Source organism: Microbacterium sp. MMO-10, from assembly GCF_037148715.1.
GTDB lineage: Bacteria > Actinomycetota > Actinomycetes > Actinomycetales > Microbacteriaceae > Microbacterium.
This window is the reverse complement of the sequence record NZ_JBBCSV010000004.1, coordinates 256119-279360: the sequence shown is the minus strand read 5'-3', so window position 1 is coordinate 279360 and position 23242 is coordinate 256119. Positions and strand designations below refer to the sequence as shown.

At 71.1% G+C, this 23242-nt stretch carries 22 protein-coding genes; 12 read left to right on the top strand and 10 right to left on the bottom strand.

Going from position 1 to position 23242, the window contains the following annotated elements:
- The first annotated feature begins 200 nt into the window (after positions 1 to 200).
- Positions 201 to 911 (top strand): phosphate signaling complex protein PhoU, encoded by a 711-nt coding sequence (gene phoU / locus WFJ17_RS13975; RefSeq protein WP_251446160.1) that lies wholly within the window; start codon positions 201 to 203, stop codon positions 909 to 911.
- Between the two features lie 173 nt (positions 912 to 1084).
- Here the strand turns inward: phoU and WFJ17_RS13970 are convergent, their stop codons facing one another.
- Positions 1085 to 1828, bottom strand: coding sequence for a phosphoglyceromutase (locus tag WFJ17_RS13970; RefSeq protein ID WP_285814333.1), 744 nt, complete (start codon positions 1826 to 1828; stop codon positions 1085 to 1087).
- Between the two features lie 147 nt (positions 1829 to 1975).
- Here WFJ17_RS13970 and WFJ17_RS13965 point away from each other — a divergent pair, with 147 nt between their 5' ends.
- Positions 1976 to 2941 carry an intradiol ring-cleavage dioxygenase gene (locus tag WFJ17_RS13965; protein WP_336648741.1) on the top strand — a complete coding sequence of 322 codons (966 nt, stop codon included), beginning with the start codon at positions 1976 to 1978 and terminating at the stop codon, positions 2939 to 2941.
- A 12-nt stretch (positions 2942 to 2953) separates the two neighbouring features.
- Here WFJ17_RS13965 and WFJ17_RS13960 read toward each other — a convergent pair whose 3' ends face one another.
- Positions 2954 to 3457, bottom strand: a complete 504-nt coding sequence (locus WFJ17_RS13960; RefSeq protein ID WP_336648740.1) for a GNAT family N-acetyltransferase — start codon at positions 3455 to 3457, stop codon at positions 2954 to 2956.
- A gap of 56 nt (positions 3458 to 3513) precedes the next feature.
- On the opposite strand from WFJ17_RS13960, the gene WFJ17_RS13955 reads away from it, so the two are divergent.
- Both WFJ17_RS13955 and WFJ17_RS13950 read left to right on the top strand, forming a co-directional pair.
- Positions 3514 to 4335, top strand: a complete 822-nt coding sequence (locus WFJ17_RS13955) for a class I SAM-dependent methyltransferase (protein WP_251446147.1) — start codon at positions 3514 to 3516, stop codon at positions 4333 to 4335.
- 118 nt (positions 4336 to 4453) lie between these two features.
- A complete protein-coding gene (locus WFJ17_RS13950) occupies positions 4454 to 4813 on the top strand; it encodes a hypothetical protein (protein WP_336648739.1) in 360 nt (119 codons plus the stop codon).
- Positions 4814 to 4822: 9 nt separating this feature from the next.
- On the opposite strand, the gene pabB is transcribed toward WFJ17_RS13950, so the two are convergent.
- The 4 genes from pabB to WFJ17_RS13930 all read right to left on the bottom strand — a co-directional run bounded on the left by pabB (position 4823) and on the right by WFJ17_RS13930 (position 9227).
- Positions 4823 to 6949: an aminodeoxychorismate synthase component I gene (pabB, locus tag WFJ17_RS13945; RefSeq protein ID WP_336648738.1), complete on the bottom strand. Its 2127-nt coding sequence runs from the start codon at positions 6947 to 6949 to the stop codon at positions 4823 to 4825.
- A 13-nt stretch (positions 6950 to 6962) separates the two neighbouring features.
- Positions 6963 to 8114 (bottom strand): CAF17-like 4Fe-4S cluster assembly/insertion protein YgfZ, encoded by a 1152-nt coding sequence (gene ygfZ, locus WFJ17_RS13940; RefSeq protein ID WP_336648737.1) that lies wholly within the window; start codon positions 8112 to 8114, stop codon positions 6963 to 6965.
- Between the two features lie 2 nt (positions 8115 to 8116).
- Positions 8117 to 8737, bottom strand: coding sequence for an FABP family protein (locus tag WFJ17_RS13935; RefSeq protein ID WP_292884177.1), 621 nt, complete (start codon positions 8735 to 8737; stop codon positions 8117 to 8119).
- 199 nt (positions 8738 to 8936) lie between these two features.
- Positions 8937 to 9227, bottom strand: coding sequence for a hypothetical protein (locus WFJ17_RS13930; RefSeq protein WP_251446133.1), 291 nt, complete (start codon positions 9225 to 9227; stop codon positions 8937 to 8939).
- 68 nt (positions 9228 to 9295) lie between these two features.
- Between WFJ17_RS13930 and WFJ17_RS13925 the strand changes: the two genes are divergently transcribed.
- Positions 9296 to 9988, top strand: coding sequence for a winged helix-turn-helix transcriptional regulator (locus tag WFJ17_RS13925; RefSeq protein WP_251446130.1), 693 nt, complete (start codon positions 9296 to 9298; stop codon positions 9986 to 9988).
- Between the two features lie 7 nt (positions 9989 to 9995).
- Here WFJ17_RS13925 and WFJ17_RS13920 read toward each other — a convergent pair whose 3' ends face one another.
- Complete coding sequence (locus tag WFJ17_RS13920; protein WP_336648736.1) at positions 9996 to 11417, bottom strand: ATP-binding protein; 1422 nt, start codon at positions 11415 to 11417, stop codon at positions 9996 to 9998.
- A 141-nt stretch (positions 11418 to 11558) separates the two neighbouring features.
- Here WFJ17_RS13920 and WFJ17_RS13915 point away from each other — a divergent pair, with 141 nt between their 5' ends.
- The 7 genes from WFJ17_RS13915 (at position 11559) to WFJ17_RS13885 (ending at position 20276) form a co-directional block, all read left to right on the top strand.
- Complete coding sequence (locus tag WFJ17_RS13915) at positions 11559 to 13724, top strand: RNA degradosome polyphosphate kinase (protein ID WP_336648735.1); 2166 nt, start codon at positions 11559 to 11561, stop codon at positions 13722 to 13724.
- A complete protein-coding gene (locus WFJ17_RS13910; RefSeq protein WP_251446121.1) occupies positions 13721 to 14728 on the top strand; it encodes an NUDIX hydrolase in 1008 nt (335 codons plus the stop codon). The genes WFJ17_RS13915 and WFJ17_RS13910 overlap by 4 nt, the downstream gene beginning before the upstream one ends.
- Before the next feature lie 127 nt (positions 14729 to 14855).
- The gene (locus tag WFJ17_RS13905; RefSeq protein ID WP_251446118.1) at positions 14856 to 15983 is read left to right on the top strand and encodes a substrate-binding domain-containing protein; all 1128 of its coding nucleotides are present in this window, start codon (positions 14856 to 14858) and stop codon (positions 15981 to 15983) included.
- A gap of 171 nt (positions 15984 to 16154) precedes the next feature.
- On the top strand, positions 16155 to 17168 hold the full coding sequence (gene pstC, locus WFJ17_RS13900) for a phosphate ABC transporter permease subunit PstC (protein ID WP_251446115.1): 1014 nt from the start codon (positions 16155 to 16157) through the stop codon (positions 17166 to 17168).
- A complete protein-coding gene (pstA, locus tag WFJ17_RS13895) occupies positions 17165 to 18259 on the top strand; it encodes a phosphate ABC transporter permease PstA (RefSeq protein WP_251446112.1) in 1095 nt (364 codons plus the stop codon). Before pstC ends, pstA begins: the two co-directional genes overlap by 4 nt.
- Positions 18260 to 18277: 18 nt before the next feature.
- Positions 18278 to 19057 carry a phosphate ABC transporter ATP-binding protein PstB gene (pstB, locus tag WFJ17_RS13890; protein WP_251446109.1) on the top strand — a complete coding sequence of 260 codons (780 nt, stop codon included), beginning with the start codon at positions 18278 to 18280 and terminating at the stop codon, positions 19055 to 19057.
- A 109-nt stretch (positions 19058 to 19166) separates the two neighbouring features.
- Complete coding sequence (locus WFJ17_RS13885) at positions 19167 to 20276, top strand: phosphate ABC transporter substrate-binding protein PstS (RefSeq protein WP_251446106.1); 1110 nt, start codon at positions 19167 to 19169, stop codon at positions 20274 to 20276.
- A gap of 74 nt (positions 20277 to 20350) precedes the next feature.
- On the opposite strand, the gene WFJ17_RS13880 is transcribed toward WFJ17_RS13885, so the two are convergent.
- From WFJ17_RS13880 to WFJ17_RS13870, 3 genes are all read right to left on the bottom strand, one after another.
- Positions 20351 to 21082 (bottom strand): flavodoxin family protein, encoded by a 732-nt coding sequence (locus WFJ17_RS13880; protein ID WP_251446103.1) that lies wholly within the window; start codon positions 21080 to 21082, stop codon positions 20351 to 20353.
- Positions 21083 to 21158: 76 nt separating this feature from the next.
- Positions 21159 to 22049: an aminodeoxychorismate lyase gene (locus tag WFJ17_RS13875; protein ID WP_336648734.1), complete on the bottom strand. Its 891-nt coding sequence runs from the start codon at positions 22047 to 22049 to the stop codon at positions 21159 to 21161.
- Positions 22050 to 22429: 380 nt separating this feature from the next.
- Entirely contained in the window at positions 22430 to 23059 is a 630-nt protein-coding gene (locus WFJ17_RS13870) for a DNA-directed RNA polymerase subunit beta (protein WP_336648733.1), read from the bottom strand.
- Positions 23060 to 23242: the final 183 nt, after the last annotated feature.

The following is a 23242-nucleotide window of genomic DNA, read 5'->3' as shown; positions in this document are numbered from 1 at the left end:
GAATCGGCGGGTTCCCGGCCGTCCCACCCCCTGGCGCGCTACTGTTCACGAGCACGGCACCAACCGTTAACCTTCGCCGAACAGAATCGGCTCGTGCGCGTCACGACCCGTGGCGGGCACCGCCCCGTGCCCGCGCCGCGGGCCGCCGTGCGACCCGCACCGTGCCGGAGCCAGGGTCACCGAACGAAAGGTGCGCAGCCATGCGCGAAGTCTTCCACCAGTCTCTCGAGGACCTGCAGGCGCAGCTCGTCGAGATCGCCGACCTCGTGGCCGTGTCGATCGAGAAGGCCACCCGCTCGTTCGCCACCAGCGACGTGGCGCTGGCCGAGGAGGTCATCGCCGACGACGCCCGCATCGACGAGCTCGCGGTCGCGCTCGACGAGCAGGCCATCGAGATCCTCGCCCGCCAGCAGCCCGTCGCCCGCGACCTGCGGATCGTCGTCACCGCGCTGCGCGTCAGCGCGTCGCTCGAGCGCATGGGCGACATGTCCGAGCACATCGCCCAGCTCGCGCGCCTGCGCTTCCCGGAGCGGGCGATCCCCAAGGGCCTCAAGGGCACGTTCACCCGCATGGGAGAGCTCGACGTCGAGATCGCCCGCACCCTGAGCGAGCTGCTGCGCACCCAGGATCTGCGTCTCGCGGACACGATCCGCAATGCCGACGACGACGTGGACGAGCTGCACGCGAGCGTCTTCGAGAAGGTGCTCAGCGACAACTGGAAGGGCGAGGCCGGCGCGACCGTCGACGCGACCCTGGCCAGCCGCTACCACGAGCGCTTCGCCGACCACGCGGTCGCCGTCGCGAAGAAGGTCGTCTACCTCGCGACCGGCGACTGGGCCGTCGACGAGGAGGACATCGCCCTCGCCGTCGAGGCGCAGGCCGAGGCGGAGGCCGGATCCGGGCTCGCCTGATCCCCCGCGCCGCCGTCAGATCGTCGAAGATCCGCCCCGCCGTTCCGGCCCGGGCGGATCTTCTCCTCTCGAGACGCATCCCCGACCTCCGTCGGGAGGCGGACCGACGACGGATCCCGCCCCGGGCCGGTTCGGAGAACCGGGCGGGACGGGATCCGTCGTCGGTCCGGGTGCTACTTCTTGCCCTGGTTCGCCACGGCGGCGGCGCCGGCGGCGGCGGCCTCGGGGTCGAGGTAGCGGCCGGGCCCGGTCGGCACGTTGTTGTCGTCGAGCTCGTAGACGAGCGGGATGCCCGTCGGGATGTTCAGCTCGGCGATGTCGTCGTCGCTGATGCCCTCGAGGTGCTTCACGAGACCGCGCAGCGAGTTGCCGTGCGCGGTGACGAGCACCGTCTTGCCCGCTTCGAGGTCGGGGACGATCGCGGACTCCCAGTACGGCAGCAGACGGTCGATCACGAGCTTGAGCGACTCGGTGCGCGGCACCTCGCCGTCGATGCCCGCGTAGCGCGGGTCGTTCACCTGGCTGAACTCGCTCGCGTCGTCGAGCGGGGGCGGCGGAACGTCGAAGGACCGGCGCCACAGCTGGAACTGCTCGGGACCGAACTCCTCGAGCGTCTGCGCCTTGTCCTTGCCCTGCAGGGCTCCGTAGTGGCGCTCGTTGAGGCGCCAGGAGCGGGTCACCGGGATCCACAACCGGTCGGCGGCGTCGAGCGCGATGTTCGCCGTCTGGATCGCGCGGCTGAGCAGCGAGGTGTGCAGGACGTCGGGCAGGATGCCCGACTCGGCGAGCAGCTCGCCGCCGCGGCGGGCCTCGCCCTTGCCCTGCTCGGTCAGCCGGACGTCCACCCAGCCGGTGAACAGGTTCAGTTCGTTCCATTCGCTCTGCCCGTGACGGAGCAGGATGAGGGTGCGCGTCATGCTCACAGCCTACGGCGTGCGGGCGCGGCTCCCGCGTCGCGGGTCCCTGCGTGACAGCGACGCCTTAGGCGACGCATAGCAGGCGCACAGGTCTGGTCCCGACGCGGTCGAGAGGATCCTTCTGTCACCGCACGAGAGGATCCGGACATGAGCACCTTCCCCGACCCGACCCGCACTCCGCAGGGCCCCGCCTACGAGGGCCGACTGCTCGACCGCCCCGAGGAGGAGGTCGTCGATCAGGGGGCGCCGTTCGACCTCCGCACCCTGTTCTCGCGCCGGACGGTGCTGAGCCTGGTCGGCCTCGGCGCCGGCGGCGCCGTGCTGGCCGCGCGCACGCCGAGCACGTCCACCGCCGCGTCCACGGCCACCTCGACGCCGGCGCCCACCGTGACCAGCACCACCCCTGCCGCCACGGCCGCGGCCACGACCGTCGCGGTCCCTGCCGCGGAGATCCCGGACGAGACGGCCGGCCCCTACCCGGGCGACGGCTCGAACGGCCCGGATGCGCTGACCGAGTCCGGGATCGTCCGGCAGGACATCCGCTCGTCGATCGGCACCGGCACCACCGCCGCCGGCGTGCCGCTGACGTTCTCGCTGAACATCCTCGACATGGCGTCCGGCGACGCGCCCTTCGCCGGTGTCGCCGTCTACGCCTGGCACTGCAACGCCGCCGGCGGCTACTCGATGTACTCGTCGGGCATCGAGAGCGAGACCTACCTGCGCGGCGTGCAGGTGGCGGACGCCGACGGCAGGGTGTCGTTCACCTCGATCTTCCCGGGGTGCTATTCCGGCCGCTGGCCGCACATCCACTTCGAGGTGTACCCGAGCGCCGCCGACGTCACCGACTCCGCGAACGCGATCGCGACGTCGCAGATCGCGCTGCCGCAGTCCGCCTGCGACGCCGTGTATGCGACCAGCGGCTACGACGGCTCGGCGCAGAACCTCGCCCAGACGTCCCTGACCTCGGACAACGTCTTCGGCGACGACGGCGGGGCGTTGCAGCTGGCGGCGGTGACGGGCGACACCTCGAAGGGCTACTCCGCGACGCTCACCGTGCGCGTGGACACGAGGACCGCACCCACCGGCGGATCGATGGGCGGCGGGCCGCGCTGACCGACGGACGGGCTACGACCCCGTCGGCGGCGTGCCCGCCGCCGGGGTCAGGTCCTTCCGGTACCAGCGATCGGCGTACGGGGCGTCGTTGAACGCCTCGACCGGGCGGAACCCGAGGCTCTCGTACATCGCGCACGCCTCGACGAGGTCGGAGCGGGTGTCCAGCCGGAGCGACCGCAGCCCGCGGTCGAGCGCCGCCTCCTCGACCTGGAGGACCAGCCGACGCGCGATCCCCCTCCCCCGCGCTTCCGGCAGCGTGAAGACCTTGGTGAGCTCGGCATGGCCGTCCACGAAGCGCGCTCCGGCGCAGGCGACCACGGCGTTGTCGTCCCGTGCCAGGAGCAGGATCCCGGTGTCGCCCTGGAGGTCGTCGTACGGCTCGTCCGCGAGGACCGCATCGCGCTCGCGGTGCGTCGCGGGTCTTCCGTGGTATCGCGAGACCACCTCGGTCAGGTAGGTGCGCACGATCCCGTCCGCATCCGCCGTCCCGGGGATCCCGATCTCGATCGTCTGCACGCACAGAAGCCTAGGCCGGGACCGCGCCGGCCACCGGGACCGGGCAGGATGGAGCCATGGCGTCCTCACCGCTCGGCCGGCCCACGCGGGGCACGACCGGCACCAACCGGCTGCGCCGCAACGACCGCTGGATCGCCGCCTCCGACGCCTTCCGTCGCGCCGCGGATCCGCTCGTCGTCGACCTCGGCTTCGGCGCCAGCGGCGTGACCGCGTTCGAGCTCGCCGCGCGACTCGTGCGGGTGCGCGCGGATGCCGAGGTGCTCGGGCTCGAGCTCGATCCTGAGCGCGTGTCGACCGCTCGCGCCCAGCTCGCCGAGCTGCGCCGCGGCGCGGGGCACTTCCCCGCCGACCTGCCCGTCTCCTTCGCCCGCGGCGGGTTCGAGGTCCCGCTGCCCGACGGCCGCCGCCCCGCGGTGATCCGCGCCATGAACGTGCTGCGGCAGTACGACGAGGCCGACGTGCCCGACGCGTGGGCGCGGATGGCCTCCCGCCTCGCCCCCGGCGGCCTGCTCGTGGAGGGGACCTGCGACGAGATCGGACGCATCGCGAGCTTCGTCGACGTCGATGAGGCAGGGGCTCCGCAGCGCCTCACGATCTCGCTGCGGCTGGCCGATCTGGAACGCCCGTCGATCGTCGCCGAACGGCTGCCGAAGGCCCTGATCCACCACAATGTGCCGGGCGAGCGGATCCACGCGCTGCTCACCGACCTCGACCGGGAGTGGGAGCGCGCCGCGGGTCTCTCCGCCTTCGGGGCGACGCAGCGCTTCCTCGCCGCGGTCGCCGCCCTGCGCGCCGCCGGGCGCCCCGTGCTCGGCGGCCGCACCCGCTGGCGCCTGGGCGAGCTCACCGTGCCGTGGAGCGCGGTCGCCCCGGCCTGAACGATCCTCCCCAGCGACGGGAGGAGCCGGCTTCTGCACCGATTCCGCACGAGACGTCGAGAGGTACAAGTGCCGCTCTAGGCTGGCCCTCACCACCCGGAACGCACAGAATGGGGGCATGTACATGTCCACGGACACCCTGGCCGTGATCGGCAGCGGCATCGGCGGCCTGCTGACGCTCGGCATCGCGATGTTCGCGGGCTTCGCGTGGGTGATCCGACGGATGGACGCGATGGAGCACCGGCTCATCGTCCGGATGGACAGCGGAGATCAGAGACTCGACGAGAAGATCGATGCTGTCGAGCACAAGCTCAGCCAGAAGATCGACACCGTCGACCAGAGACTCAGCCGGAAGATCGACGCCGTCGACCAGAGACTCAGCCGGAAGCTCGACGCACTCGAGCACGAGTTCACCGAGGTGAAGATCGTCGTCGCGCGCATCGAGGGTCCGCGCCCGCGCCTCTTCGTCGAGCGATAGAGCCTGGACTCAGGCCTCGGGGAACACCGCACCGGTCAGACGCAGCAATGGGCGGGCCTTGACCACGGTCTCGGCGTACTCCTCGTCCGGATCGGAGAGGGAGACGATCGCTCCCCCGACGCCGTAATCGAAGCCCCGATCGTGGCGGATCATGGTGCGGATCACCACGCTGAGGTCCACGGACCCGTCGAAGGAGAAGTACCCGAGGGCTCCGCTGTAGAGCCCGCGCGGGCCGCCCTCCAGTCGATCCAGGATGGCCATCGTGCGCAGCTTCGGCGCGCCCGTCATGGATCCGGGAGGGAACGCCGCACGCACGCACGCGACGGGCGACGCGGCGCGGCGTGAGCGGACGGTGCTGACCAGCTGGTGCACCGTCGCATAACTCTCCACCCGGAAGAGCCCGTCCACGTGCACGGATCCGAGCTCCGCAGTGCGTCCGAGGTCGTGACGGACCAGATCCACGATCATGAGGTTCTCCGCGCGATCCTTCTCCGAAGCGGCGAGCTCGGCGCGGATCCGCTCGTCCTCCGCCCGGGTGTCGCCGCGCGGACGCGTCCCCTTGATCGGGCTCGATTCGACCGCGCCGTCCGCGGTGATGCGCAGGAAGCGCTCCGGGGAGGTGCTCAGCACGCTCACCCCATCGATGCGCAGGAACGCGCCGAACGGGGCCGGGTTCTGCCGGCGGAGCATCCGGTAGACCTCGAGAGGATCCGCGGCGTCCTCACCGTGCAGCAGGTTCGTCAGGCAGGCCTCGTACGTCTCCCCGGCCGCGATCTCCTCCTGCGCGGCGGCGATGAGCTCGAGGTAGCGCGCACGCGAGTGCCGCGCGGTGAGCACCGGCGGCGCGCCCTGCTCCGCGGGTGGTGCGGAGCGCTCGGCGGCATCATCGGGGAGGGCGGCGATGCGAGCCGCCGTGCTCTCGATCCAGCCCGCGTCGTCGAGGGCGAGGAGGTGGATCCGGTTCTCGCGATGGTCGACGACGAGCGTCCGATCGAGTCGGACGAGCAGGGCATCGGGCGTCTCCGACCTCCGTTCGTGCGGGGAGCCGCACTCCGCCCGCAGCTCGTAGCCGAGCGCGCCCACCCAGCCCAGCGCGAAGGGAAGGTCTCCCGCGACGACCGCGGTCGCGGCCAGCTCGGCTTCCAGCCAGTCGAAGAACCCGGACCGGACCTCGCGGATCCCGTCGCGGTCGCGCACCGTGACGGTGCCGGCGTGCACATCGGCGAGCGCGGTCGGGAGCGTGTCGCCGCCACCGAGGATCGAATAGCGCGCACGGTCGTCGCCGGGCCGGTTCCCGTCGAGCCATACGGCCTGCGCGGCGTCGCGGTACAGCGCCGTGAACAGGGCCTCGGTGTCGACGGCACGGGTCAGCGTGCGCCGCAGGATCCCGCGCGGTGCGGTCCGGGAGCCGGCGACCTCCGGCGCGGCCCCTTCCGGCCGTGTGCGCTCGAGGACCTCCGCGGGCCGCGGGCGGTCGTCGAGCTCCTCCCGGACGAGCGCGATGAAGTTCGCCATCATGCGGGCACCGTCGCGGGTGCCGATCGATTCGGGATGGAACTGCACCCCCCACAGCGGCAGCTCCCGGTGCCGGATGCCCATGATGACGCCGTCGTCGGCGCGGGCAGTGACGACCATCTCCTCCGGCACCTCGTCGATCAGCAGCGAGTGGTAGCGGATGACCTCCACCGGCGACGGCAGCCCGTGGAACGGCCCGGTGCCGTCGTGCAGGACCGGTGAAGGCCGCCCGTGGCGGGGCTCCGGAGCGCGGCGGACCACGGCGCCGAAGGCGTGCGCCAGGCCCTGGTGCCCGAGGCAGACGCCCAGCAGCGGGATGCGCCGTCGTGCCGCAAGGCGGATGACCTCGGCGCAGATCCCGAAGTCCTCCGGCACCCGCGGATCCCCCGGGCCGGGCGAGAGCACGACCGCGTCGAAGGCGTCGAGCACCGACGGGTGCCAGCCTGGCCAGTCGTTGTGCACCACCGTGGGCGCCTGCCCCGCGGTGGCCGCGATCTGATGCACCAGGTTGTAGGTGAACGAATCGTAGTTGTCGATCAGCAGGATGCGCAGCGGCCGGGACGGCGCGACGCTCCCCGTGTTCGCGCCGATCGGTCCCGCCTCCCCGGTCGCGCCGCCCACCGCCGGCACCGCGTCAGTGCGCGCCGCGCGGATCCGGCGCGGACGGCCGTCGGGAGAGCCGGGTCAGCCGCGGCACCTCCGCCGTGGCGCCGGCGTCGGCGGGGACGATGACCTCCTGCGCCGCCGCGACGTCCCCCTCCGGGGTGCGCACGACGAGGTCGCCGGCGGGCGCGCGCCGGGACAGGATGGCGAGCGCGATCGGCCCGAGCTCATGGTGACGTGCCGCCGAGGTGACGTGGCCGACCTCGTCCTCGGCGGTTCCGTCCGCCGCCTGCGCGAGCACCGGGCTCCCCGGAGCGGGCAGCACGCTCTCGCTGCCGTCCAGGTGCAGGGCCGCGATGCGGCGGGGCGGGTGCCCGAGGTTGTGCACCTTCGCCACGGTCTCCTGCCCGCGGTAGCAGCCCTTGTTCAGGTGCACCGCGCTGCGGATCCAGTCGGTCTCGTGCGGCAGCGACCGCTCGTCGACCTCGGCGGCCCAGCGCGGACGCCAGGCCGCGATGCGCAGGGCCTCCGCGGCGAGTGCGCCGGCCCAGACGGTCGAGGGGTCGGCGGCGAGTCCGGCCGCGGCCTCGGCGTCGATCACGGCGGTACGCCAGTGATAGCCGGCACCGGGGTGCTCGCTGCCGTCGCCTCCGACGCCGACGTAGTACTGGTGCCCGCCGGGCTGCACCCGGGGCCACGGGTCGGTCCAGACCACGGCGACCCCCTGCGGAGCGAGGGCGGCGCGCTCGGCCTGCTGCTCGGCGGCGGCGCCTGCGAAGAACCCGACCACCGTCAGCTCGGGACGCACGGCGACCGTGACGTCGGCGCGGAAGACCATGCGCTGCAGCCAGACGGCCAGCGGCTCGGCGTCCGCGGCATCGGCGATCAGCCAGGTGGAGGCGCCGTCGTCGACGACCGCGGCGACGTGCTCGACCCTCCCCTGCGGATCCAGCACGAGCAGTTCCGTGCTCTCACCCGCGCCCAGGCGCGCGACGGACTGCGAGGTGATCGAGTCGAGCCAGCCGAGCCGCTCGGATCCAGTCAGCTCGATCACGGTCCGGTCGGTGAGCGGGGCCAGCGCCTCGCCTCGCTCGAGGGCGCGCTGCTCGCGCACCGGATCGCCGAAGTGCGCCACGGCGTCGCCGTCGAGGATCGCCCCGGGCAGTGCCGGGAAGCCGGCCACGATCAGACCTTCGCCAACCGGGCGGAAGCGTGCGAGCCCAGCCCGGCGCCGAGGGCGGCGATGTCCCACGCCCACAGCAGATGACCGTCGACGAGACCGTACATGCGGCTTGCGGCGCCGTATTCCTTGGCGCCCTCGGCCCGGACGATCGCGTCGGTCGCGATGTCGATGCGCGGGCCGTCGATGCGGCCGAGGTAGAGCTCGAGCGTGCCGTCGGAGTGCGCGATCGACACCTCGATCGCGAAACCGCCCTCCGGCAGCCGCAACGCCTCGACGTCGTCGACCGTGCGCGCCGCGGAGCGGCTCTCGCGCGGCGGCAGCAGTGCGGGACCCGCGTCCTGGGCGTCGGCGGGACGCGCCAGCCGCCAGTAGCCGGACTCGGCGACGAGCGCGACGGATTCGCCCTCCTCGGGCGTGAACGTCGCCGTCGCCGCGTAGTTCAGGAACGGCCCGCCGTCATGGCTGAAGCTCACGCGGTGGGCGAACTCGCCGCGGAACCGGTGGTCCTCGCCGCCGTCGGGATCCGGCACGTCGTAGTCGATGACGCCGGTGCCCTCCCAGACGCCGAGCAGCCACGACAGCGGAACGATGTCGGCGGGCAGGTCAGAGGGGAGATCGAGCATGCGCGGCCTTCCGGATCGGCGGAGTCAGTCCGGCGGAAGCGGTCAGCGCTGGCCGCGGAACAGGTTGACCAGTACGGCTCCCGCGCAGAAGGCGATCGCAAGCCCCGCCAGAGCCAGCAGGCCGACGAAGAAGAGTTCGAGCGCGACGATGTCCATGTCCCTACTCTAACGCGGTCGACAGGGTCGTCGGCGCGCGGGGTCAGGCGCCGAAGAGCGCGGCGACGCCGAAGCCCGCCGAGACGATGCCCATCACGAGGAGCGCACCGAGGCAGCCGGCCGAGACCCGGAGGATGAACCCGCGGGTCTCGCCGCGGAACAGCTGCACCGTGAACGAGAGCAGCACGCAGAGCCCGAATCCGATCACGTACCAGGGCATGAGCAGCCCTGCCGGCGCGATCACCCCGATCAGGATCGCCGCGACGGCGGCGGCGGCCCAGGTGACGACGAGCCCGACGAAGGGGCTGCGCGGTGCGAGGACGGGTTCGGCCATGCGCCCATTGTCACCCATCCGCGCTGTGCCTGCGCTGCTGAGTAGAGTGTCAAACGGAAAGGATCCGCGTGGCGCAACTCCTGGTGCTGACGTCTCCCAGCAGCGAAGGGCCTGTTCTTCCCGCCCTCGAGCTGCTGGGCCATCGCGTCCGCGTCATCCCCGCGCAGCCGGCGGAGCTGGTCACGGCACCCGATGCCGATGCCGTGATCGTCGACGCCCGCACCGATCTCGTGGCGGCCAAATCGCTGTGCACCCTCATCCGCACGACCGGGCTGCGGGGACCGCTGCTGCTCGTCGTCACCGAGGGCGGGATGACCGCCGTGAACGGCGAATGGCGCATCGACGACGTGCTGCTCACCGGGGCCGGCCCGGCCGAGATCGACGCCCGGATCCGTCTCGCCCTGTCCCGCGAGGCTCCCGCGTCCGAGCCGGTGCGCGTGCAGACGTCCGGGCTCACGATCGACGAGCAGTCGTACTCGGCGAAGCTGCGCGGCACTCCCCTGGACCTCACGTACAAGGAGTTCCAGCTCCTGCATTTCCTCGCCACGCATCCGTCCCGGGTCTTCACCCGCGAGCAGCTGCTCAGCGAGGTGTGGGGGTACGACTACTTCGGCGGCACCCGTACCGTCGACGTGCATGTGCGGCGACTGCGGGCGAAGCTCGGCGACCAGGAGCACATCATCGGCACCGTGCGCAACGTGGGCTATCGCTTCGCCGTCGACGAGGACGACACGCGTCCGGTCTCGCCCGGCCCCCGCTGACGCCCGCTCAGTATGCGCCGTGGGGCGGGAAGCCCTGCGGCGCACTCCCCTCCCCGGCGCCGGGGTCGTCGCCCAGCATCCGCCGGGTGAGCTCCTGCCGTGCGTCGAGGAGCTCCGCGAGCGCCGCCGACAGGTCCGCATCCACGGGAGCCTCCCCGCGCTCGGCCGCGCGCAGCACGCTGCGGCGCACGAGCTCCTTCGCGAACGATCCGGTCACGCCCTCGGTCGCGTCGGTCGCCGCGCGCAGCGCCTCGTCGCCGAAGCCGAGACCCCGCGCGTAGTGGCGGTAGAGCCGCTCGCGCTCGGCGCGCGCCGGCCGCGGCACCTCCACGGCGAGATCGACCCGGCCGGGTCGCTCGGCGAGGGCGCGCTCCAGCACCTCGACGCGGTTGGTGGTCATCACGAAGGCGACGTCGGCATCCCCGTCCAGGCCGTCCAGCGCCTCGAGCACCTCGAACAGCAGCGGCTGCGGCGAGGCGTTCCGCTCCATCGCGACGAGGTCGATGTCCTCCAGCACCACGATCGACGGCTGGAAGGTGCGCGCGACCTCCGCCGCCGCCGACACGAACCGGATGCTCGGGCCCGACAGCAGCACCACGGTCATGTCCGGCGCACGGGTGAGCAGGTGGCGGACGGTGAGCGTCTTCCCGGTCCCCGGCGGGCCGTAGAGCAGCACGCCGCGCTTCAGATGCTGCCCCGAGGCCCGCAGCAGCTCGCGGTGCTCGCCGATCCCGATCACGTGCTGGACGACCCCGTCGAGCAGGCCGTCGGGGAGGACGACGTCCTCCGCCGCGACCGACGGACGCGGCACGAAGGTCGCACCGGCGTCCTGCCCGTACTCGGTGGGCACGAAGGACAGCACCCGCCCGCGCAGGACGCTGTGCGAGATCATCCGGGCGCGAACCGCGGCGAGGAAGCCGGAGACCACGTCGGAGTCCGCCCCCATGACCTCCAGCGATGCGCTCCTGCGCCCGAACTGCGGCGCGGCGCCGCGCTGCGTCATCGCCAGGGGCTGTCCGTCGAAGTGCAGCAGGCGCACCCCCAGCGCCACGACGCGCCGCGTCGTCCCCGGCCCCGAGGCGCGCTCCACGTAATCGACCGGACCGGGCCCGTACGGGAAATGACCGTTGCCGACGTACTCCGTCATGCTCTGGTGCTGACGCTGTTCGCCGCCGGTGACGCCGATCAGACGGCCGTCCGACTCGGCGGACAGCAGCTCCAGCGCGATGTCCGCGTCGACGAGGCGATGCTCGGCGATGCTCTCCTGCACGATCGGCAGAGTCTCGGCGTCCACGCCGAGGTGGGCGCTGATCACGTCGCCGAGCGGAGTGCGCCTGGCCCGCAGCTCCGCGTGGGCGAACTCCTGCGCCGAGGTCAGATACCCGCTCACCGCGCGCAGCAGTTCGCGATCGTCCTGATCGAAGTCCATGGATCCCCCCGGGTCGCCTGCTTCGTAACCTACCAACGCCCACCCGGCCGCGACCAGGGTCGGACGGGCACCTGGCGGGCCGCGCGGACCGGATTCCGACCCGTTCACCTGCAGGCAACATCCTCCTGACATGATGGGCGCATGATCGATCCCGCACTGGCAGATTCCGGTCTCGGCGACGCCGAGGACGACGACTTCGACGAACTCGTGGCGCCGGACGACTCCCTCCTCCCGGAGAACCGGTACCTGGACCGCGAGCTGAGCTGGCTGGCGTTCAACCAGCGCGTGCTCGAGCTGGCCGAGGACGACACCCTGCCGGTGCTGGAGCGGGCGAACTTCCTCGCGATCTTCGCAAGCAACCTGGACGAGTTCTTCATGGTGCGCGTCGCCGGCCTCAAGCGCCGCATCGTGACCGGGCTCGCCGTGCCGACCAACGTGGGCCGCGCCCCGGTCGAGGTGCTCGCCGACATCTCCGCCGAAGCGCACAAGCTGCAGCTGCGCCATGCCGCGGCCTGGACCGACCTGGTGCGTCCGGCGCTGTCCGCCGAGGGCATCAGGATCGTGGACTGGGACGATCTCGACGGTGAGGCGAAGGCCGAGCTGACCGACTACTTCCAGGCCAACGTGTTCCCCGTGCTGATGCCGCTCGCGGTCGACCCGGCGCACCCGTTCCCGTACATCTCCGGGCTCTCGCTGAACCTCGCGATCCGGATCCGCAACGCCCGCACCGGTCGGCAGGAGTTCGCGCGCCTCAAGGTGCCGCCCATGCTCCCGCGCTTCGTCGAGGTTCCCTCGGACGACGGACAGCTGCGCTTCATCCGGCTCGAGGAGCTCATCGCCAACCACCTGGACGACCTCTTCCCCGGGATGGAGGTGCTCGACCACCACGCGTTCCGGCTCACCCGCAACGAGGACGTGGAGATCGAGGAGGACGAGTCGGAGAACCTCATCCAAGCGCTCGAGGCCGAGCTGCTGCGCCGCCGCTTCGGCCCGCCGATCCGTCTCGAGATCACCGACGACATGGACGACGTGACGCTCGACCTGCTGATCAGCGAGCTCGACATCACGGATCAGGAGGTCTACCGCCTCCCCGGGCCCCTCGACCTGCGCGGACTGTTCGGCCTGGGCCGGATCGACCGCCCCGACCTGCGGTACACCCCGCACGTGCCCACGACCGCCCTCGCGTTCAAGCCCGGCGCGAACGAGCGCATCGACATCTTCAAGGCGATCCGCAAGGCCGATGTGCTCGTGCATCACCCCTACGAGTCGTTCACGACGAGTGTCGTGGCGTTCCTCGAGCAGGCCGCCCGGGACCCGCACGTGCTCGCGATCAAGCAGACCTTGTACCGCACCTCGGGCGACAGCCCCATCGTGCAGGCGCTCATCGACGCCGCGGAATCGGGCAAGCAGGTGCTCGCGCTCGTGGAGGTCAAAGCCCGCTTCGACGAGGCCAACAACATCGTGTGGGCGCGCAAGCTCGAGAAAGCCGGCGTGCACGTCGTGTACGGCCTCGTGGGTCTCAAGACGCACTGCAAGCTCGTCAACGTCATCCGCGAGGAGGACGGCGTGCTGCGCAGCTACAGCCACATCGGCACGGGCAACTACAACCCGAAGACCAGCCGCATCTACGAGGACTTCGGCCTGTTCACCGCCGACCCGCAGGTCGGCAAGGACCTCACCCGCCTGTTCAACGAGCTCAGCGGCTACGCGATCGAGAAGAAGTTCAAGCGCCTGCTCGTCGCCCCCCTGCACCTGCGCAAGGGCCTGCTGCGGCAGATCGAGCACGAGCGCAAGAACGCCCTGGACGGCAAGCCCGCGCACATCCGCATCAAGGTGAACTCGATGGTGGACGAGCAGATCATCGACGCCCTGTACCGCGCGAGCGCCGCCGGCGTGCCCGTGGACGTGTGGGTGCGCGGCATCTGCAGCCTGCGCACCGACCTTCCCGGCATCACCGACAACATCACGGTGCGCTCGATCCTCGGGCGGTACCTCGAGCACTCGCGCATCTTCGCGTTCCACAACGACGGCGACCCCCAGGTCTACATCGGCAGTGCCGACATGATGCACCGCAACCTCGACCGTCGCGTCGAGGCGCTGGTGCGGGTCACCGACCCCGCGCACATCGACGAGCTGGTCGGGTTCTTCGACCTCGCCCTCTCCCCCGAGACGTCGTCCTGGCACCTGGGAGCGGGCGGCGAATGGACCCGGCGTGCGTTCTCCGAGGTTGGCGCTCCGCTCGTGGACCTGCAGGATAGGACCATGTCGCAGATCCAGAAGCGTCGCAGGGCACGGGCGGTCCGATGACCCCCAGCCCCTCCGGATCCTCCGTCGCCACCGCCGACACCACGGGGATCACCGTCCTCGCCGACCGCCCCGACCGTGCCGTGTACGCCGCGGGCGGGCTGGTCTGGCGCGTCGTGGAGGACAAGCTGCGGATCCTGCTGATCCACCGCACGAAGTATCGCGATGTGACGCTGCCCAAGGGCAAGGTCGATCCGGGCGAGATGCTCGCGGAGACCGCGGTGCGCGAGATCTTCGAGGAGACCGGCATCCGGGTCTCGCTGGGCGCCCCCGTGGGCGTCTCGCGGTACACGATGGCCAACCGCAAGCAGAAGGTGGTGCACTACTGGGCCGCCGAGGCCACCGACGACGCCGTGCGCGCGTCGGTGTTCGTGCCGAACCGCGAGATCGCGGCCCTGGAATGGGTGAGCCTGAAGAAGGCGCGCGCACGGCTCAGCTACCCGGTCGACGTCGAGATCCTGGACGCGTTCGCGAAGCTCGTCGATGACGGGGCGCTGCGCACCTTCCCGCTCATCGTGCTGCGGCACGCGAAGGCCGCGAGCCGCGGGGTGTGGCTCGGAACTGATGCCTCCCGTCCGCTGACCCCCCGCGGGCACGCGCAGTCGAAGGCGATCGTGGGACCGCTCCGCGCCTTCGGCGTGCAGCGCATCGTGACCAGCGACGCGCGCCGCTGCGTGGAGACGGTGACGCCGCTGTCGAAGGCCATCGGCCAGAAGATCCGAAGGACCGAGCTGCTCAGCCAGGAGGCCTGGGAGGAGGGGAAGTCGGATCCGCGCACGGTGATCGGCAAGCGCGTGCGCTCCGGCAAGCCCGCGGTGCTGTGCAGCCACGGCCCCGTGCTGCCCGACATCCTGCGCGAGATCGCCCTCGCGACCGGCACCATGCACGGCTCCTACCTCGGCAGCGCCTCCGCGCTCGAGGTCGGCGCGTTCAGCGTCGTGCACCTCAGCGCCACCAATCCCGGATCCGGGATCATCTCGATCGAGACGCACCTGCCGAAGATCTGAGTGCTCGGGTCGCTGACGGCCGTTCACCCCCCGTTTACCTTCGATCTTTGATCGCGTAACAGACGCCGCATATCGTCTGGCGTGGCCCTGCACCAGGGCACACTCGACACAGCGAAGGACTTGAATAGTGAAGCTCAACCGCATCACCACGATCGGCGCAGCCGGCGTGCTCGCCGCGATCGCGCTCGCGGGCTGCTCCTCGACGCCCAGCAGCACGAGCACCGAATCCTCCTCGGCCGCTCCGACCGCGAGCGGCGTCACCTCCCCGGTGGACGCCTCGCTGACCGGCACGATCACCTCGGGCGGATCCAGCGCCCAGGCGAACGCACAGGCCGCGTGGACCGCTGCGTACAACGCTCAGGCCAAGGGCGTCACGATCAACTACGACAAGTCGCAGGGCTCGGGCGGTGGCGTCACCAACTTCCTCAGCGGCGCCTACGACTTCGCCGGCTCCGACTCCCCGCTGAACGCGGACCAGACCACCCAGTCGAAGGGCCTGTGCACCGAGGGCGGCATCAACATCCCCGTCTACCTCGACGGCGTGGCGATCGCCTTCAACATCCCGGGCGTGACCGACCTCAAGCTCAGCGGCGAGACCATCGCCAAGATCTTCGCCCTGCAGATCACCGACTGGTCGGACGCGGCGATCACCAAGGACAACGGCAAGGCGCTCCCCGCCGGCAAGATCACCACGGTCGCGCGCTCGGACGGGTCCGGCACCACGGCGAACTTCACCAACTACCTCGCCGCCACGCAGTCGAGCGTCTGGACCTTCCCCGCGGGCAAGGACTGGCCGGTCGAGGGCGACGTCTCCAAGCAGAAGGGCGGCTCCGGCGTCGTCCAGGCGATCGAGGCCGGCACCGGCACGATCGGCTACGCCGACCACTCCGCGATCGGCAAGCTCGCCAGCGTCGCGATCCTGCAGGACGGCAAGGCCATCCCGTTCAGCGCCGAGGCCGTCTCCAAGACGTTCGAGGTCGCCGCGGTGGAGGCGTCCAACGGCGTCAAGGGCGATCTGTCGAAGAAGTTCGACTACTCGAAGCTGACCGCCGAGACCTACCCGATCCCGCTGGTCTCGTACGCGATCGCGTGCACCACCTTCAAGACCCCGGCCCAGGCCGAGCTGGTGAAGTCGTACATCGGCTTCATCGACAGCACGATCGGCCAGCAGGTCGCCGTCAAGAACGCCGGCGCCGCCCCGCTGCCGGAGTCGGTGCTCAAGGCCGCTCAGGAGTCGCTCGCGACCATCAAGTAATCCTCAGACCGGGTCCGGGTCGGCTCCCTGCGGAGCCGACCCGGGCTGGGCAGGACAGCCGATCCACGCGGAGGTCCTGCCGAGTTTCCGTGCTGGCCCGATCACCTCTCCGGCCCCTGGGGCGGAGCACAAACGAAAGACGCGCACACATGCGAGATCAGGAGTGGGACCGTGACTGACGTCGCGCAGACCGGTGGCGCGACAGCGGCCCCGACCGACAAGCTCGTCGGCAAGCGTCGAGCCGGCGACGGCTTCTTCCTCGGCCTGTCGACGACGGCCGCCGCCTCGATCATGGTGATCCTCGCCGGCGTCGCGATCTTCCTGATCCTCAAGGGCCTCCCCGCCATCACCGCGAACTGGGAGACCAACCACGATCTGGCGGGCTACCAGAACAAGAACTGGGGCAGCTTCTGGAACTACGTCGCCCCGCTCCTCTGGGGCAGCCTGTGGTCGTCGCTCATCGCGCTGGTCCTCGGCGCGCCGGTCGCCATCGGCATCGCCCTGTTCATCTCGCACTACGCGCCGCGCAAGCTCGCCGGCCCCCTCGCCTACGTGGTGGATCTGCTCGCGGCCGTGCCCTCGATCGTCTTCGGCCTGTGGGGCGTCATCGTGATGCGCCCGTTCCTCACGCCCCTCGCCCAGTTCCTGAACGAGTACCTGGGCTGGATCCCGCTCTTCCGCGGACCCGTCTCGAGCACGGGTTCCACCATGCTCGCGGGCGGCGTCGTGCTCGCGGTCATGATCCTGCCGATCATCACCGCCCTGACCCGCGAGATCTTCCTGCAGACGCCTCGGCTCAACGAGGAGGCCGCGCTCGCCCTGGGCGCGACGCGCTGGGAGATGATCCGCCTGGCGGTGTTCCCCTATGCGCGCAGCGGCATGATCTCGGCGATCCTGCTCGGCCTCGGGCGTGCGCTCGGCGAGACGATGGCGATCGCGCTGATCATCTCGCCGTCGATCCTGTTCTCCTTCGCCGTCCTGACCGACGGGTACAACTCCCAGACGATCGCCGGGAACATCGCCAACAACTTCCCGATCGCCACCGACATGCAGCGCTCCGCCCTCATCGGCACCGGTCTCATGCTGTTCGTGGTCTCGCTGGCGGTCAACATGCTCGCCCGCGGCATCATCGGCCGCTCCACGAACCGCACACGCAAGGCCCCGAAGATCGGAAAGCGCGCATGACCGCCGTCACCTCCTCTCCGGCGACCGCTTCGTCGATCACGCTCACCAGCGGCCAGCTGCCGCGCTGGATCGAGCCGGTCCTGGCGGTCGGCACGGCGGCCGTCGTCGCCGCCGTGCTCCTCGTGCTCCAGCTCTTCAACCCGGCCGTGTGGCTCGTCCTCACCGCCGTGTTCTACCTCCTCGCCATCGGCATCGGGGCCGGCATCGTCGAGGGGCGCCGCAAGGCGGTCGACCGCGTGGTGCGCGGTCTCGTCGTGTGCGCGTTCATCCTCGCCGTGGCCCCGCTGATCTCCACGCTCTGGACCGTGGTCGCCCAGGGACTGAAGGTGCTCACCTGGGACTTCGTGACCAAGGTCGGCGGCAGCGTCTTCGACCCGAACACGCTCGCCGTGACGAACACCCCCGGCGCGCTCCAGGCCGTCGTCGGAACGCTGATCATCACCGGGATCGCCGCCGTGATCTCGGTGCCGATCGGCATTCTGGCGGCGGTGTACCTGACGGAGTACGCGCAGCCGAGCAACCCGATGCGCCGCGTGATCACGTTCCTCGTGGACGTCATGACCGGCATCCCCTCGATCGTCGCCGGTCTGTTCGCCTTCTCGCTGTTCGCGCTCATCGTCGGCCCGAAGGCGTTCAGCGGCTTCTCCGCGTCGATCGCCCTCTGCGTGCTCATGATCCCGATCGTGATCCGGTCCACCGAGGAGATGATCCGCCTCGTCCCGAACGAGCTGCGCGAAGCGTCGCTCGCCCTCGGCGTCCCGCGGGCGACCACCATCATCAAGGTGGTGCTGCGCACCGCGGCGAGCGGCATCGTCACGGGCGTCGTGCTCGCCGTCGCCCGCGTGGTCGGCGAGACCGCCCCGATCTTCATCGCGGCGAGCTTCACGGACAACTTCAACGCGGACCCGTTCAGCGGCCCGATGCAGACCCTGCCCGTGATGGCCTACACCTCCTGGGCGTTCCCGGGCAAGGACATCGAGGCCTCGCAGGCGCAGGCCTGGGGCGCCGCCCTGCTCCTGGTCATCGTCGTCGTCATCTTCAACCTCATCGCTCGGATCGTCGCGAAGGCATTCGCGCCGAAGAGCCGCTAACTCCCGAAGGAACTCACCGTGTCCAAGAGCATCGAAGTCAACGACCTGAACGTCTACTACAGCGACTTCCTCGCCGTCGAAGGCGTGTCCATGAACATCGAGCCGCGCACCGTGACCGCCTTCATCGGGCCGTCCGGCTGCGGGAAGTCGACGTTCCTGCGCACGCTCAACCGCATGCACGAGGTGATCCCGGGCGCGACCGTCAAGGGCAGCGTCTACATCGACGGCGAGGACCTGTACGCCCCGGGCGTGGATCCGGTGCTCGTGCGCCGCCAGGTGGGCATGGTGTTCCAGCGCCCGAACCCGTTCCCGACGATGTCGATCAAGGAGAACGTCCTCGCCGGCGTGCGCCTGAACAACAGGCGGATCTCGGCATCCGACGCGAACGACCTCGTGGAGAAGTCGCTGCGCGGCGCGAACCTGTGGAACGAGGTCAAGGACCGCCTCGACAAGCCCGGCGCGGGTCTCTCCGGCGGCCAGCAGCAGCGCCTGTGCATCGCGCGCACCATCGCGGTCTCCCCGCAGGTCGTGCTGATGGACGAGCCCTGCTCGGCACTGGACCCGATCTCGACGTTCGCGATCGAGGAGCTCATCACCGAGCTCAAGAACGAGTTCACGATCGTGATCGTGACCCACAACATGCAGCAGGCCTCGCGCGTGAGCGACAAGACGGCCTTCTTCAACATCGCGGGCACCGGCAAGCCGGGCAAGCTCATCGAGTACTCCGACACGGCGGCGATCTTCACCTCGCCCAAGGAGCAGGCCACCGAGGACTACGTCTCCGGTCGCTTCGGGTGATCCCGGGCCGCGTGCTTCCGCTCGGATCCTGATCCGCCCGGCGGTCCGGCGCCCGGATCCCTCCTCCGGGACCCTGGGCTATCCTGGGCGACGACCGAGGGGATCCACCGTGACGAACCGCCGCATCTCGACGGCCGCCGCGATCGCCCTCGCATCGGCCCTCGCCCTCGCGGGCTGCACCGCGCCCGGCGGCGGCGCTCCCCGCACGTCCGCCGCAACGACTCCGCCGCCCGCGCCGGTCTCCGGCAGCATCCTCGGCGCAGGATCGACGGCGCAGAAGAGCGCCCTCCAGGCGTGGGCCGGACTCGTGGCCGCCGCGCATCCGGGTGCGCAGGTGGGCTTCGATGCCCGCGGCTCCGCCCTCGGCCGCCAGGCGTTCCGGGAGGGGCAGGTCCCGTTCGCCGCCTCCGACGTGCCGTTCTCGACGGATGAGGTCGCGGCAGGCGGCTTCCGGGCCTGCGCCGAAGGGGCGCAGCTCGTCGAGATCCCCGCCTACGTCTCCCCCGTCGCGATCGTCTTCGCACTCGACGGCGTCGATGCGCTGAAGCTCTCCCCCCGGGCCCTCGCGGGCATCTTCGCCGGGACCGTGACCCGATGGGACGACCCCGCGATCGTCGCCACCAATCCGACCGCGGCGCTGCCGTCGAAGCCCATCCTTCCCGTGCACCGCTCCGACGCCTCGGGCACCACGGCCCACGTCACCGACTATCTGTCGCAGACCGCTCCCGACGTGTGGACCGCCGGCACGGCGGACACCTGGCCCTCCGCCCTCGACGGCCGTGCCGCGCAGGGCGCGGCCGGCCTCGCCGCCGTCGTCCGCGCCACCGACGGCGGCATCGGGTACGTCGACGCGTCCGTCGCCGGCGACCTGCCCTCGGTGCAGATCAAGGTCGGGGGCGGCTGGGTGGAAGCATCGGCCGCCGGTGCGAGGACGGCGATGGACGCCGCCCGGATCGAGCAGGGCCGCGCGCCGGGCGACCTCGCGACCACGATCGACCGCGGCACGCCCGCCCGCGGCGCCTACCCCGTGCTCCTGGTCGGCTATCTCATCGGTTGCTCCCGCTATGAGGACGCCGAGACCGCCGCCCTCGTGAAGACCCTCTTCTCGACCGCGGTCTCGGCGGAGGGGCAGCAGCGGGCGGCCGACGCCGCCGGAAGCGCGCCGATCTCGGAGGAGCTGCGCACCAGGGCGCAGGCCGCGATCGACCTGATCTCCTAGGTCTCCGACCGCCTCCGGATCCGCCGCCTCCGAGCCGAGACCGGTTCCGCCCGAGGACCGCCGTCTGCGCGCGCTCAGCGGTACTCGGGATTGGCGTCGTAGCCCCACCGCTCGCCGTCGTTCCAGGCCTGGCGGAGGTTGCCGTAGGCGGGGATGCCGCCGGCGTCCTTCAGCCGGCGCGCGGTGTGCAGGAGGTTCCAGGTCATGAACGTGGTGTTGCGATTCGTGAAGTCGTTCTCCGGTCCGCCCGACCCCGGATCCAGATAGCTCGGCCCCGGTCCGATCGCCCCGATCCAGCCGGCGTCCGCGGCCGGCGGAATGGTGAACCCGATGTGCTGCAGGCTGTACAGGATCGACATCGCGGCGTGCTTGACGCCGTCCTCGTTGCCCGTGATGATCGCCCCGCCGGTCTTGCCGTAGTACACGTACTGGCCCTTGTCGTTGAAGAGCCCGCTCATGGCGTAGAGCCGTTCGATGAGCTTGCGGGTGATCGAGGCGTTGTCGCCCAGCCACAGCGGGCCGCCCACGACGAGGATGTCGGCGGCGTCGATGAGCGGCCAGATCCGTTCAGGCCACTCGTCGCTCGTCCAGCCGTGCTCCCGCATGTCCGGGTAGACGCCGGTGGCGACGTCGTGGTCGATGAACCGGATGTTCTCGACGGCGACGCCCTGCGAGCGCATCAGCGCGATGCTGCGAGCCATCAGCCCCTGCGTGTGGCTGGGTTCGGGGCTCCGCTTCAGGGTGCAGTTGACGAACACGGCGCGGAGGTCGTCATAGGCCGCCGGAGCGGCCGGGTGCTCTGCCATGGGGGCAGACTACTTCGATCACGCCGCCCCGGCCAGCCCCCGGGCGCCGGTGGACCCCGGTGCGCGACCCGTCGGATCAGTCCCGCGCGGAGAGCAGGTACGCGTTCAGGGTGTCGGTGAACGCGCGGTCGATCGGGAGCGGACGGTCGTCGATCGCCGCGATCGGGGCGGCGAGGCGCACGCTGGAGACGAGCCAGGCCTGGTCCGCGGCGGCGAGGTCGGTCGTCGGCACCGTGGCGTACTCCGTGGCGAAGCCCTGCTCCTCGAGGTGCGCGAAGAGGCTGATCTGCGTGGTGCCCTGCAGGATCCCGCCGTGCGGGGCCGGGGTGACGAAGCGGTCGCCGAAGCGCAGGATGAGCGACGCGGTCGGGGCCTCCAGCACGACGCCGTCGGTGGTGACGAAGATCGCGTCGTCGGCGCCCCGGCGGTGCGCCTCGCGCAGAGCCGCCATGTTGATCGCGTAGGACAGGGTCTTCGCGCCGAGCAGCAGCCACGGCGAGCGCTCGGCGGCGCCGCTGTCGTAGCCCCGGTCCAGGGTGACGACGCGGATCCCCTCCGCGCGGGCGGCAGCGAAGTCTCCCGCAGGAGCGGCCGTGACCCACGCCGTGGGCGCGGGACCGTGGTCGACGCCGCGGCTCAGGATGAGCTTGATGACCCACTCCCCCGGACCGCACTCGGCCGCCGCGATCGCGATCGCCTGCCGCCACTGCTCGCGATGCGGTTCGGGCAGGTCGCACAGCGCCGCCGAGTGCGCCAGCCGCTGCACGTGCGGCTCGACCTCCTGGGCGTGCCCGTCGACGACCCCGATCGACTCGAAGATGCCGTCGCCGCGCTGGGTGCTCAGCTCTCCGACGCTGAGCGCGGGCGCACTCGGGTCGATGCGGCGGAAGCTGTCGCTGAAGTCGGCGCGCTCCTCGTCCGTGGATTCGGCGGGGGTGATCAGCAGGGCGAAGCGGGCGGCGGCCATAGGACGAGCTTAGGGCGTGCGCCGGGAGGGCCGGATTCTGCTGTGCACCTCGCGCGGAGATGTGCGCTTCGGTCGGACGACCTCACTCGTTTCGTCCGAAGCAGCCGCACATTTCCGAGCGAAGCGCACGCCCATCCGCGGACCTCCGCGGGCGTGCGCCCTGCCGGAGGCGACTCGCCCGAGCTCCCGGTCGCGGGGAATACCTCCGGGTGCTACGCGTTACACTGGATCGGCCGGGCCGCATAACCCCGGGCTCCATTTTTCGCCGCTGCGAGCGGCCTTCCGCCGAGAGGCGTTCTTGCGGCCCGGCTTCTTCGTCTCCGGATCCGCTCCCCTCCGGGATGGATCCGGTCCCCTCCGGGATGGATCCGGGAGTCCGGTCAGGTCAGCAATCCGTCGCGCCAGGCGGCGGCCGACGCTGTGAGGTCCTGGGCGAAGGCGCTGAGGCGGGCGGCACGGGTGGTCAGCTCGCTCGCCCGGTCCGGCTCGGTCGGGTCGTAGTCGTCGGCGATGTGCGTCGAGCCGGACGCCTGCACGCGGCAGAACGCCGCGGCCCGCTCGAGCGCGATCGCGAAGTCGCCGGTGAAAGCGCCGCGGAGGATCGTGTCGATCAGCCCGACGAGCTCCTCGGGACCGGCCGGCACCGGTGCGCCGGCGACGAGGGCGTCGACCGACGGCAGTTCCACCCGCCCGCGCTCGTGCAGGAGTGCGGCGAGGGACGGATCCGCGTGGATCGACACCTGCAGGAGGTACAGACGCCACAGAGCTCCGGGCAGCGACACCGCGGGACTCTTCGCCCAGAGCTCGGCGACCTCGTCGATGCCGTGCTCGGTGGCGTAGGCCACCAGCCGCTCGGCGCTCACGCCGCTGTCGTCGGCCCGGACGCGCGCCAGCAGCGCCGAGGCCGTGGCGTGCGCCATCCGCGTCTGCTCGGCCGGATCGTGGGATCCGAGCAGGTTGTCGAACGTCTCCGGGGAGAGGCGGACGGGGCGGTGGAAGGGAGCGGGCACCGACCCAGGCTACGCGCGGTGCCCGACTCGGGCACCCAGTCGCGACCGATAGACTCGGGGACACGGGCCTCTAGCTCAGTTGGCAGAGCATCGGACTTCAACACAATAGGAGCGCCTCGGGGGAAACGCCGAGGATGACACCACTCAAAGTCGGGGAACCCTTCCTGGGAGACCAGTTGGCAA